Source organism: Cellulomonas rhizosphaerae (assembly GCF_003470205.1).
In the GTDB taxonomy this organism is placed as follows: domain Bacteria; phylum Actinomycetota; class Actinomycetes; order Actinomycetales; family Cellulomonadaceae; genus Cellulomonas; species Cellulomonas rhizosphaerae.
On record NZ_QWKP01000118.1, the window covers coordinates 1 to 12,075 of the forward strand.

9 protein-coding genes are annotated in these 12,075 nt (G+C 73.2%); 5 read left to right on the forward strand and 4 right to left on the reverse strand.

Annotation, left to right across the window (positions count from 1 at the left end; all coding sequences use genetic code 11):
- Positions 1–124 precede the first annotated feature (124 nt).
- A complete protein-coding gene (locus D1825_RS03050) occupies positions 125–424 on the forward strand; it encodes a YciI family protein (protein WP_118766005.1) in 300 nt (99 codons plus the stop codon).
- 9 nt (positions 425–433) lie between these two features.
- Here the strand turns inward: D1825_RS03050 and D1825_RS03055 are convergent, their stop codons facing one another.
- Positions 434–1,444, reverse strand: a complete 1,011-nt coding sequence (locus D1825_RS03055; RefSeq protein ID WP_118766006.1) for a mechanosensitive ion channel family protein — start codon at positions 1,442–1,444, stop codon at positions 434–436.
- A complete protein-coding gene (locus tag D1825_RS03060; RefSeq protein WP_118766007.1) occupies positions 1,441–3,558 on the reverse strand; it encodes a prolyl oligopeptidase family serine peptidase in 2,118 nt (705 codons plus the stop codon). The genes D1825_RS03055 and D1825_RS03060 overlap by 4 nt, the downstream gene beginning before the upstream one ends.
- A gap of 82 nt (positions 3,559–3,640) precedes the next feature.
- Between D1825_RS03060 and malQ the strand changes: the two genes are divergently transcribed.
- Positions 3,641–5,767, forward strand: a complete 2,127-nt coding sequence (gene malQ, locus D1825_RS03065) for a 4-alpha-glucanotransferase (protein WP_118766008.1) — start codon at positions 3,641–3,643, stop codon at positions 5,765–5,767.
- A gap of 26 nt (positions 5,768–5,793) precedes the next feature.
- Positions 5,794–6,297 carry a P-loop NTPase family protein gene (locus tag D1825_RS03070; RefSeq protein WP_233549590.1) on the forward strand — a complete coding sequence of 168 codons (504 nt, stop codon included), beginning with the start codon at positions 5,794–5,796 and terminating at the stop codon, positions 6,295–6,297.
- Between the two features lie 34 nt (positions 6,298–6,331).
- On the opposite strand, the gene pepN is transcribed toward D1825_RS03070, so the two are convergent.
- Complete coding sequence (pepN, locus tag D1825_RS03075; protein WP_118766010.1) at positions 6,332–8,926, reverse strand: aminopeptidase N; 2,595 nt, start codon at positions 8,924–8,926, stop codon at positions 6,332–6,334.
- A 138-nt stretch (positions 8,927–9,064) separates the two neighbouring features.
- On the opposite strand from pepN, the gene D1825_RS03080 reads away from it, so the two are divergent.
- Positions 9,065–9,682, forward strand: coding sequence for a mycothiol-dependent nitroreductase Rv2466c family protein (locus D1825_RS03080; protein ID WP_267897557.1), 618 nt, complete (start codon positions 9,065–9,067; stop codon positions 9,680–9,682).
- A 67-nt stretch (positions 9,683–9,749) separates the two neighbouring features.
- The gene (locus tag D1825_RS03085; RefSeq protein WP_118766013.1) at positions 9,750–10,256 is read left to right on the forward strand and encodes a hypothetical protein; all 507 of its coding nucleotides are present in this window, start codon (positions 9,750–9,752) and stop codon (positions 10,254–10,256) included.
- A gap of 40 nt (positions 10,257–10,296) precedes the next feature.
- Here D1825_RS03085 and D1825_RS03090 read toward each other — a convergent pair.
- Positions 10,297–12,075 (reverse strand): M13 family metallopeptidase (locus D1825_RS03090; RefSeq protein ID WP_118766011.1); only part of this gene is annotated, 1,779 nt, incomplete at its 5' end.

Genomic DNA, 12,075 nt, shown 5'->3' on the forward strand with positions numbered 1-12,075 from the left:
CTGCAGGCGCCCGAGGGCGTCGTCACGGCGTTGGCCGCCGACGGTGACGTCGTCGCCGCCGGCGACCCCCTGCTCGACTGGAGCTGACCCCCCCGCCGTCGAGGTCGGGTGACACGATGGCGGCATGCCGTCGTTCATCTTCATCTACCGCGCGGGACCCGATCCGGTGCCTGCCGACCGCGTTGCCGAGAACCGCGCCGCGTGGCACACCTGGAACGCCGAGCTCCAGGAGGAGCACGGAATTCGTACTGCGGGCGGCGCATCGGTGTCGGCACGTCAGATCGATGACTACCGAGGCGACGTCCGCGGCGCGTCGCTGGTCGAGTTCGACTCCCTCGAGGCAGCGGTCGCAGTCGCGAGGGCCAGCCCGAACATCGCCTTCGGAGGCACGGTCGACGTCCTCGAGGAGTACCAGCGGCCGTAGTCGGGCCGGTTAGGGCTCCACCGTCTCGTGCAGCCCGTCGTCGGGCTCGCCGGGCTCCGCAGTCCGGGCCGCGACGTACGCCGTCATCCGGTCGTGCTGACCCGCGAGCGGCACGCCCGCCTGCTCGAGCACGGCGCGCGTCGCGACCCGCAGCGCACGGGCGACCTCCCACTGCTTCGCGGGTGACGTGCGCACCTTGAGCCGCATCGTGACGGCGTCCGCGCTGAGCTTCTCGATGCCCGTGATCGTCGGCTCGCCCTGCAGCTCGGGGCCCAGCTCCGGGTCGGCGGCGACCGACGCGGCGGCCTCCTCGAGCAGCGAGCGGACCTCGTCGACGTTCGCGAAGTAGTCGACGTCGACCTCGACGACCGCGGTCGCCCAGCCCTGCGTCTTGTTGCCGACGCGCAGCATCGATCCGTTCGGGATGTACCAGAGCGTTCCGTCGGCGTCGCGGATCTTGGTGACCCGCAGCGTGACGGCCTCCACCGTGCCGTTCGCCGGCCCCGCGTCGATGACGTCGCCTACGCCGTACTGGTCCTCGAGCAGCATGAACGTGCCGGTGAGGAAGTCCTTGACCAGGCTCTGCGCACCGAAGCCGAGGGCCACGCCGACGATGCCGGCCGAGGCGATGAACGGCGCGATGTTGACCCCGAGCTGGTCGAGGACGAGGAACAGCGCGATGCCGCCGACGAGGATCGTCGCGCACGAGCGCAGCACCGAGTCGAGCGTGCGCGCGCGCTGCGACCGCCGGGCGGAGGCCAGCGGGTCGGCCCGCAGGAGCGCGCTGCCGACCCCGGTCTCCTGCAACCCGGTCCGGGCGAGCAGCGGCTGCCCGTCGGCGACGTGCTTGGTGATCGTGCGGATGGTCCGGCGCAGCGCGACGAGCACCAGGCTGCTGATCCCGACGATGAGCACGATGTTCAGCGGGACCCCGAGGAACCACTTGAGCGTGTCCTGCGCGGTGCTGGTCACCTCGTCGATCGGGGAGGGGCTCGGCGCGGGCGACGCGAACCGCATCATGCGCCCAGCCCCGTCGCGGCGGCCACGAACTGCAGCTGCTCGACCGTGAGCGCGATGGACCGGGACAGCGAGCGCCCGCCGTGCCCCACGCCGGTCTCACGCCGCACGAGGATCGGCGCAGCGCCGGACCTCGCCGCCTGCACCGCCGCGGCGAGCTTGCGCGCGTGCAGCGGGTCGACGCGCGTGTCGCCCTCGAAGACCGTGAACAGCGTCGAGGGGTAGGCCGTGCCGTCGACGACCCGGTGGTAGGGCGAGTACCCGAGCAGCCACCCGAGCTCGGTGGGGTCGTCGGCGTCGCCGTACTCCTCGGTCCACGTCACGCCCAGGCCGAAGCGCTGGTAGCGGACCATGTCGAGCAGCGGCGCGGAGCACACGACGGCCGCGAACAGGTCCGGCCGCTGCGTCAGGGCGGCGCCGACGAGCAGGCCGCCGTTGGAGCCGCCCCAGCACGCGAGCTGTGCGGGCGTGGTCCAGCCGTGCGCCACGAGCCAGTCGCCCACGGCGTGGAAGTCGTCGAACACGTTCTGCTTGTTCGCGCGCATCCCGTCGCGGTGCCAGTCCTCGCCCTCCTCGCCGCCGCCGCGCAGGTTGGCGACCACGTACACGCCGCCCGCCTCCACCCACGCGAGCGTCGTGGCCGAGTAGCCCGGGTCGAGCGAGATCTGGAAGCCGCCGTAGCCGTAGAGGATCGTCGGGGCCGGTGCCAGGGGCGCCCCGGAGGCGTCAAGCAGGTCGGCGCGCGCGACGACGAACGCCCGGACCGTCGTGCCGTCGGGGCTGGTGACCTCGACCTGGCGCGCGACGACGGACGGGAGGTCGGCGAGCGCGCCGGGGGGCGACGCCCACAGCGTCACGGCGCCCGAGGCCGCGTCGAAGCGGTGCACCGACGGCACGCTCGTGTGGTCGGTGTACGAGAACCACACGTCGGCGCCGCCGTCGGGCCGCGTCACGAGACCGGAGATCGACCCCAGCCCGGGCAGCGCGACCGCGCCGAGCACGGCACCGGACGCCGGGTCGTGCGTCGTCACCTCGGAGACGGTGTGCCGACGCCAGGAGGCGAGCAGCAGCGTCGGCGTGGTGTCGTCGGCGCCGCCGTCGGTGAACGCGACGTCCTCGAGGACCGCCTCGGGGTCCTCGGCCAGCACCGTCGTCCAGTGCTCGGCGCCCGGCGCGGTCGGGTCGGCCACCGCCAGCCGCCCGCGCGGCGCGTCGAGGTTGGTGTGCACCCACAAGCGCCCGTCGCGGCCGATCCACGCGCCGGTCTCGGCGTCGATCCCGACCGCGACCTCGACGAACGGGCCGCCCGTCGACAGGTCGGCGATCCAGACGTCGGTGCGCGGCGCGGTCCCGGCCGAGGCCGAGACGATGAGCCAGCGGCCGTCGCGCGAGACGGAGACGCCGTAGTAGCTGGTGTGGTCGAGCCCATCGCCGAACACCTCGACGTCGGTCTCGGCCGGGGTGCCGACGCGGTGCAGCCACACGCGGCGGTGGTACTGGTGCTCGTCGTCGGGCAGCTGCTCGGGGGGCAGCCGGCGCACGTAGTAGAACGCCTCGCCGCCCGGCAGCCAGGCCACAGGCGAGTACCGCGCACGGTCGATCGGCCCGTCGACGAGCTCGCCCGTGGCCACGTCCAGGACGTGCAGGACGCTCTCCTCGGTGCCGCCGCTGGACACCTGGTACGCGAGCAGGTGGCCCTCCTTGGACGGCTGCCACGCGTCGAGCGTCGTGGTGCCGGCCGGGTCGAGCGCCACGGGATCGATCAGCACGCGCTCGGTGTCGCCCTCTGCGACCACGACCACGGCGTGCTCCTGGTCTCCGGCGCGGCGCGAGAAGAACCGGCGCTCGCCGCGCCACGCGGGCGTCCCGACGAACCCGGCGCCCAGCAGCTCGCCGAGGCGGCCGGTCAGCGCCTCGGCGCCGAGCGCACCGTCGGCGCGGTAGGTGGCGCGGTGCGCGGCGTACAGCTCGTCCTGCGCCGACGACCACGCCTCGGTCCTCGCGTCGGCGGCGTCCTCGAGCCAGCGGTAGGGGTCGGCGACCGCGTGACCGTGCAGATCCTCGACCAGGTCGAGCCGGTGGGCGGGCGGGTACGTGGGCAGCGGGGTTGCCGTCATGGGTCGCAAGGCTACGACGGAGCAGGCCTGCGGCCGACGTTGCTCCTGCGTATCGGCCTGTCCCTCTGGCAGGATCAGTCCAATGGTCGACGACACGGACGCACCCTCGGACGCCCTGCTGCGGCTCGCCGCCGCCCACGGCGTCGCGCCCGACCACTGGGGGTTCCACGGCGAGCTGAAGGCCGCGTCGGCCACCACGTTGCGCGGGGTGCTCCGTGCGCTCGGTGTGGACGCCTCGTCGCCCGAGCGCATCGACGTGGCGCTGAGCTCCGTCGACGACACCCCGTGGCGCCGCGTGCTGCCGCCCGTCGTCGTCGTCCGCGAGGGCCGCACCGTGCACGTGCCGGTCCACGTCACCGACGGCGACCCGGTCTCGCTGTGGATCGAGCTGGACGACGAGGTGGGCGGCGGCCGTCGCGACCTCACCCAGACCGATGCGTACGTCGCGCCCCGCACGGTCGACGGCCGCCTCGTCGGCCGCGCGACCTTCACGGTCCCGACCGACCTCCCACTCGGCTGGCACGAGCTGCGCGCCGACGGCCCGAGCGCGCAGGCGCGCGCGGTGCTCGTCGTGACGCCCGACCGCCTCGAGCTGCCCGCGTCGCTCGACGGCCAGCGGCAGTGGGGGCTCATGGCCCAGCTGTACTCGGTCCGCTCGCGCCGGTCGTGGGGCGTAGGTGACCTCGTCGACCTCGCCGACCTGGGCGTGCTCGCGGGCGGCATCGGTGCCGACTTCCTGCTGATCAACCCGCTGCACGCCGCCGAGCCGGTCGCGCCCATGACCCCGTCGCCGTACCTGCCGACGACCCGCCGGTTCGTCAACCCGATCTACGTACGCCCCGAGGCCGTGCCCGAGGCGGCCTACCTCGCCTCGGCCGACCGCTCGCTCGTCGAGTGGGCCGCCGAGCCCGTCGTCGCGCTGGACACCGACCCGGGCCCGATCGACCGCGACGCCGCGTGGGAAGCCAAGCGCGCCGCGCTCGAGGTCGTCTTCGCGGTGCCCCGCGGCGCGGCGCGGCAGGCCCTGTTCGACGCGTTCGTCGAGGAGCAGGGCTCGGGGCTCGAGACGTTCGCGTTGTGGAGCGCTCTCGCGGAGAAGTACGGCTCGGAGACGATCCCCGCCGCGCTCGCCGACCCCGGCTCGGACGCTGTCGCCGCCGAGCGCGACGTGCTCGCCGAGCGCGTGGCGTTCCACACGTGGCTGCAGTGGGTGGCCGACGAGCAGCTCGCCGCGGCGCAGCGCAGCGCCCGCGAGAACGGCATGGCGCTCGGCATCATGCACGACCTCGCCGTCGGCGTGCACCCCGCCGGCGCGGACGTGTGGGCCCTCGGTGACGTGCTGGTGCGCGGAGCGACCGTCGGTGCGCCGCCGGACATGTACAACCAGCAGGGCCAGAACTGGTCGCAGCCGCCGTGGCACCCCCAGGAGCTGGCGCGCGCGGGCTACCGGCCGTACCGCGACATGCTGCGCACCGTGCTCCGGCACGCGGGTGCGATCCGGATCGACCACGTCATCGGGCTGTTCCGCCTGTGGTGGGTCCCGGAGGGCGCGGGGGCCGACGAGGGCGCGTACGTCCGCTACGACCACGAGGCGCTGATCGGCATCCTCGCGCTCGAGGCGCACCGCGCGGGCGCGGTCGTCATCGGCGAGGACCTGGGCGTCGTCGAGCCGTGGGTCCGCGACTACCTGACCACGCGCGGCGTGCTGGGCACGTCGGTGCTGTGGTTCGAGCACGACCTGCACGGAAACCCGCTCGCCCCGCAGGACTACCGCCAGCTCGTACTGGCCACGGTGACGACGCACGACCTGCCGCCGACCGCGGGCTACCTCGCGGGTGAGCACGTGGCGATCCGTGAGCGGCTCGGCCTGCTCACCGAGCCGGTGCCCGTGGTGCGCGCCGCTGCCGACGCCGAGCGCGACCGCATGCTCGCGGCGCTGCGCGAGCGCGGCCTGATCGGCGACGACGCCTCCGAGCGCGAGGTCGTCGAGGCCATGCACCGCTACATCATGGCCACGCCAGCCGTGCTGCTCGGGGTGGCCCTGACCGACGCGGTGGGGGAGCGGCGCGCGCAGAACCAGCCCGGCACGGACCAGGAGTACCCGAACTGGAAGGTCCCGCTCGCGGACTCGTCGGGCCAGCTCGTCCTCATCGACGACCTGTTCGACAACGCCCGGCTGCGCTCGCTGGCGGCCGTGCTCGGCTCCTGACCGGGTTCGCCGCGCGGCGCGTCCGCGTGGTCGGCAACAGCGGCGCTGGCAAGTCGACGTTCGCGCGCGCCCTCGCCGACCGCCTGGGCATTCCCCGGCTCGAGCTCGACGCGTTCTTCTGGGACGCGGGCTGGACCAAGCGGGACCCCGACGAGGCGCGCCGGCTGATCCGCGACGCGGTCGCCGACGCCCCGGACGGGTGGGTGGCGGACGGCAACTGGACCGGCAGGGTCGGCGACTCGCTCGACGGCGTGGAGGCCTGGGTGTGGCTCGACTTCCCGCGCCGGGTCGTGATCCCGAGGGTCGTCCGCCGCACGCTGTGCCGCGGGATCAGCCGGGCCGAGCTCTGGCACGGCAACCGCGAGGACCTGCGCTCGCTGCTGAGCCGAGACCCGCACCGGAACATCGTGATGTGGTCGTGGACGGCGCACCGGCCGACCCGGGAGCGCTACGCGGAGCTCGCCCGCACGGCGCCGGTGGTCAGGCTCCGCACGCCACGCGAGGCGACCCGCTGGCTGGACGCGGTGTGAGCCGGTGCGCCCCGCAGGGCGCACCGGCTCGAGCTCACGCCCGCAGGCGGTCGGCGGCCTGGGCGGCCAGCGCGCGGCGCACGCCGTCGCGGGCCTCGACGACGAGCCGGCGCAGAGCGGGCGACGCGTCGGGGTGCGCCTCGAGCCACGCGTCGGTCGCGCCCGCCACGTCGACGCGCGCGTCGTCGGCCAGCTCGGTCGGGTAGAGCCCGACGACGATGTTCTGCGCCATCTCGTGCGTCTTGCCGGTCCACACCCGCTCGAGCTCGGCGAAGTACGGCTCGACGTAGGGCACCAGCAGCCCGCGGTCGTGCACGCGGCCGAAGCCGCCGATGGTCGCGCCCTGGATCGCGTTGGCGAGCTCGTCGCCGTCGAGGACAGCGCTCCATGCCGCGGCCTTCGCCTCGGCGGTGGGGATCGAGGCACGGGCCGCGGCGGCGGCGCGCTGGCCCGTGGCCGTCGCGTCGGCGGCGAGCTGCACCGCGATCTCGGTCTCGCCCGAGCGGCCGCCTGCGACGAGCGAGGAGAGCAGCTCCCAGCGCAGGTCGGTGTCGATCGAGAGTCCCGCGAGCTTCTCGCGGGCGTCCAGGATCGCGGCGACGACGTCCAGGTGCGCGTCGGTCGAGGCCCGGCCGGCGAACGCCTTGACGAGCTGGAGCTGGGTGTCCGATCCGGCCTCGGCGGCACGGGCCAGCGCGAGCAGGGCGTCCGCCGCGGCGACGTCCGTGGCCTCGCGGTGCTCGGGCGCGACGTACAGGTCGAGCGTCGTGGCGAGCTGACGGAGCAGCACCAGGACGACCGACGAGTCGGACTCCTGCGCGATGTTGCCGAGCACGAGGTCGACGAAGTCGCGGCCCGGCGTCTCGCCGTCGCGCGTCGCGTCCCACGCCGCGGCCCAGACGAGCGTGCGGGGCAGCGAGTCGTCGAACGCGCTCAGGTGCTCGATCGCCGCGGCGAGCGAGTCGGCATCCAGGCGGATCTTGGCGTAGGCGAGGTCGTCGTCGTTGACCAGCACGAGTAGCGGGCGCTGGGTCCCCATGAGCTGCGGGACCTCGGTCCGCGGGCCGTCGATGTCGAGCTCGACGTGCACGGTCCGCGCGAGGCGGCCGTCGACCAGGTCGTAGCCGCCGATCGCGAGGCGGTGCGGGCGCTGCACGGGGTACTCGTCGGGCACTTCCTGCAGGACCGCGAAGCTGGTGATGACACCCTCGGCGTCCACGGTGAGCTCGGGGCGCAGCAGCGTGACGCCGGCCTGCTCGAGCCACAGCGCCGACCACGACGCGAGCTCCCGGCCCGAGGTGACCTCGAGCTCGGCGAGCAGGTCCTTGAGCTCGGTGTTGCCCCACGCGTGCTTGGCGAAGTACGCCCGCACGCCCTCGAAGAACTTGTCCTGCCCGACCCAGGAGACGAGCTGCTTGAGGACGCTCGCGCCCTTGGCGTACGTGATGCCGTCGAAGTTCACGGCGACGTCCTGCAGGTCGCGCATGTCGGCGACGATCGGGTGCGTCGAGGGCAGCTGGTCCTGGCGGTAGGCCCAGCTCTTCTCGAGCGAGGAGAACGTGGTCCACGCGCTCGTCCACCGCGTCGCCTCGGCGGTCGCCAACGTGGAGGCGTACTCGGCGAACGACTCGTTGAGCCACAGGTCGTCCCACCAGCGCATCGTCACGAGGTCGCCGAACCACATGTGCGCGAGCTCGTGCAGGATCGTGACCGCGCGGCGCTCGACGGTCGCCTCGGCGACCTTGGAGCGGAACACGTAGGACTCGAGGAACGTGACGGCCCCCGCGTTCTCCATGGCGCCCGCGTTGAACTCGGGCACGAAGAGCTGGTCGTACTTGGCGAACGGGTACGGCGCCGCGAAGGCGTCCTCGTAGAACGTGAACCCGGAACGCGTGATGTCGAGGATCGCGTCGGTGTCGAGGTGCTCGGCCAGCGAGCCGCGGCAGTACACGCCGAGCGGGATCTCGCGGCCGTCGCTGCTCGTCAGCGAGCTGTGCTCGTGGTGGTACGGGCCTGCGACGACCGCGGTGACGTACGACGAGAGCCGGGGCGTGGTCTCGAACGTCCAGGTCGCGGTGCCCTCGTCGACCCCGCCGTTGAGGTTGACGCCGCCCTCGACCGGGGCGGGCTCGCCGATGACCGGGTAGTTCGACACGACGACCCAGTGCGCGGGCGCGGTGACTGTGAACGCGAAGGTCGCCTTGAGGTCGGGCTGCTCGAACACCGCGAAGACGCGGCGTGAGTCGGCGACCTCGAACTGCGAGTACAGGTAGACCTCGTCGTCGACCGGGTCGACGAAGCGGTGCAGGCCCTCGCCCGTGTTCATGTACGCGCAGTCCGCCACGACGACGAGCTCGTTCTGCTCGGCCAGGTCGGCGAGCGCGATGCGCGAGTCGGCGAACACCTCGGCGACGTCGAGCGACCGGCCGTTGAGCGTGATCTCGTGCACGGTCGGCGCGATGAGGTCCACGAACGTGCTCGCGCCGGCCGTCGCCGCGAACCGCAGGACGGTCCTCGACGCGAACGTCGTCGGTCCCGTCGTCAGGTCCAGCTGCACGTCGTACGACTGCGTCGCGACGAGCGAGGCACGCTCGCGCGCCTCCGCACGGGTCAGGTTCTCAGCGGGCACGCGGGTTCTCCTTCGGGCGGTGGATCGGTGGCTGGTGGCCGCCGCCGATCATCCCACGTGGCCACGCCTCGGTCCTGATGTGCGCGAGGGGCACTGCCGGGGTGAGACTGCAGGTCCGTCGTCTTCACCGGAGGAACCGTGCCCGAGAACACCGCCGTACCCGTCGTCGACTTCTGGTTCGACCCCGCCTGCCCGTGGGCGTGGATGACGTCGCGCTGGATGGACGAGGCCGCGCAGCAGCGCGACGTCGAGGTGCACTGGCACGTGATGAGCCTCGCCGTGCTCAACGAGGGCCGAGAGGACCTGCCCGAGCGCTACCGCGAGCTGCTCACCACCGCCTGGGCCGCCGTGCGCGTGATCATCGCCGCCGAGCGCGACCACGGCGAGAAGGTCGTCAAGCCGCTCTACGACGCGCTCGGCACGCGCATCCATCCCGGCGGCCGCAAGGACATCCCCGCGGTCATCGCCGAGGCGCTCGAGGAGGTCGGCCTGCCGGCCGAGCTCGCCAAGGTCGGCGACACCGACGAGGTCGACGAGCTGCTGCGCGCGTCGCACGCCCGTGGCATCGGCCTGGTCGGCGAGGACGTCGGCACGCCCGTCGTCGCGATCGACGGGGTCGGCTACTTCGGCCCGGTCGTCACGCCGGCCCCGACCGGCGAGGACGCCGCGCTGCTGTTCGACGGCCTCGTGGCCATGGCTCGGGTGCCCGGCTTCTACGAGCTCAAGCGCACCCGGACCGCCGGACCGCAGTTCTGACCTGCCGGTTGGCAGGTCCGGTTCGTCCCGTGTGATCCTGGGTGCCGAACCGACCCCCGGGAGCACCATGACCTCGACGCGCGCCATCCGCACCTGGCTGGTGGTCGACGTGCTGCTCGTGATCGTGCTGCTCGTGCTCGTCGTCGTGGTGACGTCCGGCGGGTCGTCCAGCCCGGGCGCCAGCGCGCCGACGACCACGCCGGCCTCACCCGCGGCGACCGCCGGACCTGCCACCGCGGCGGTCCGGCTGCCGAGCGGCAACATCGCGTGCACGCTGTCCGACGACGGCGTGACCTGCACGATCGCGAGCATCACGTACGACCCGCCCGCCGTCGCGGGATGCACGGGGGAGACCGGCCACGTGGTCGTGCTCAACGACGAGGGCGTCTCGTTCGCGTGCGAGACGGGGCCTGCGCCGACGGTGGCCGGTGCGGACGTGCGCACGCTCGCCTACGGCTCGGACGTCACGGTCGGCGACTACACGTGCACGAGCGCGACCAACGGCGTGACCTGCGTGGACGGCGACGGCAAGGGCTTCCGCCTGGCGCGCGCGAAGTGGACCGAGGTGGGCTGAGCGGGCCCCTGTCGAGGCCCGCTCAGCAGCCACCCGGCAGTCACCAGATGCGGACGCGCTGCTCGGGCTCGAGGTACAGCGCGTCGCCCGGCTGGACGTCGTACGCGGCGTAGAACTCGTCGATGTTGCGCACCACGCCGTTGCAGCGGAACTCGTTGGGTGCGTGCGGGTCCGTCGCGAGGCGGCGGACGACCTCCTCGTCGCGGCCCTTGGAGTTCCACACCTGGCTCCAGCCGAGCATGACGCGCTGGATGCCCGTCAGCCCGTCGATGACCGGTGCCTCCTCGAGCGGCCGGCCCAGCGCGATGCGGTAGGCCTTGAGCGCGATCGACAGTCCGCCGAGGTCGCCGATGTTCTCGCCGATGGTCAGCGCGCCGTTGACGTGGTGCGAGCCGCCGAGCTGGGCGGGGGAGAACGCGTCGTACTGCGCGATGAGCGCCGAGGTGCGCTTCTCGAACTCGGTGCGGTCCTCGGCCGTCCACCAGTCCTCGAGCCGGCCCGCGCCGTCGTACTTCGAGCCCTGGTCGTCGAAGCCGTGGCCGATCTCGTGCCCGATGACCGCGCCGATGCCGCCGTAGTTCACGGCGTCGTCGGCCTCGGCGTCGAAGAACGGGGGCTGCAGGATCGCGGCCGGGAAGACGATCTCGTTCATGCCCGGGTTGTAGTACGCGTTGACCGTCTGCGGCGTCATGAACCACTCGTCGCGGTCGAGCGGCTTGCCGATCTTGCCGAGCTCGCGGTCCTGCTCGAAGGCCGACGCGCGGCGCACGTTGCCGACCAGGTCCTCCGCGGTGAGCTCGAGCGCGGCGTAGTCGCGCCAGCGCACGGGGTAGCCGATCTTGGGCGTGAACGCGTCGAGCTTGGCCAGCGCCTTCTCGCGGGTCTCCGCGCCCATCCACTCGAGCCCGGTGATCGACTCGCGGTACGCCTCGACGAGGTTCGCGACGAGCTCGTCCATGCGCGCCTTGTGGGTGGGCGGGAAGTGCCGCTCGACGTACACCTCGCCGACAGCCTCGCCGAGCACGCCCTGCACGAGCGCGACGCCGCGCTTCCAGCGGTCACGCAGCTCCTGCGCACCCGTGAGCGTGCGGCCGTAGAAGTCGAAGTTGGCCTCGACGATCTCCTGGGTCAGGTACGGGGCGCGGTCGCTGACCACGTGGTACGTCAGCCAGGCCTTCCAGTCCTCGAGCGGCTCGGACTGCCACAGCGCCGCGAACCCCTCGGCGAACGTCGGCTCGCGGACCACCACGTGGTCGAGCGAGCCGGCCGGCGCGCCGAGCGCGAGCGCCCAGGAGTGCCAGTCGAAGCCGGGGGCCGACTCGGCCAGCGCCGTGAGCGTCGTCGGGTTGTAGGTCAGGTCCGCGTCGCGGTCCTTGACGACGTCCCAGTGGGTCGCCGCGAGCTTGGTCTCGAGCGCGACGACGCGCTCCGCCGCCTCGGCGGCGTCGGGCACGCCCGCGAGCGTGAGCATGCGCGCCACGTGCGGCCGGTAGGCCTCGAGGACCGCGGCGTACTGCTCGTCGCGGTAGTAGGCCTCGTCGGGCAGGCCCAGGCCGGCCTGGTTGAGGTAGACGACGTACGTCTCGGGATCCTTGGCGTCGTTGTCGACCCAGAAGCCGATCGCGCCGCCCGCACCCGTGCGCTGCAGCGCGCCGAGCGCACCCGTCAGCTCGGCCTGCGTCGTGGCCGACTCGACGAGGCCGAGGTCGAGCCGCAACGGTGCGGTCCCGGCGGCCTCGACGGCGTCGGTGTCCATGAAGCTCGCGTAGACCGCGCCGATCTTCGCGGCGACGCCCTCGGCGTCGTCCGTCGCGCTGTC

Bases quoted from the DNA above. Each gene is read 5' to 3' on its own strand.
- D1825_RS03050 (WP_118766005.1), top strand. From the start codon at position 125: ATGCCGTCGTTCATCTTCATCTACCGCGCGGGACCCGATCCGGTGCCT.
- D1825_RS03055 (WP_118766006.1), bottom strand. From the start codon at position 1,444: ATGATGCGGTTCGCGTCGCCCGCGCCGAGCCCCTCCCCGATCGACGAG.
- malQ (WP_118766008.1), top strand. From the start codon at position 3,641: ATGGTCGACGACACGGACGCACCCTCGGACGCCCTGCTGCGGCTCGCC.
- D1825_RS03085 (WP_118766013.1), top strand. From the start codon at position 9,750: ATGACCTCGACGCGCGCCATCCGCACCTGGCTGGTGGTCGACGTGCTG.
- D1825_RS03060 (WP_118766007.1), bottom strand. From the start codon at position 3,558: ATGACGGCAACCCCGCTGCCCACGTACCCGCCCGCCCACCGGCTCGAC.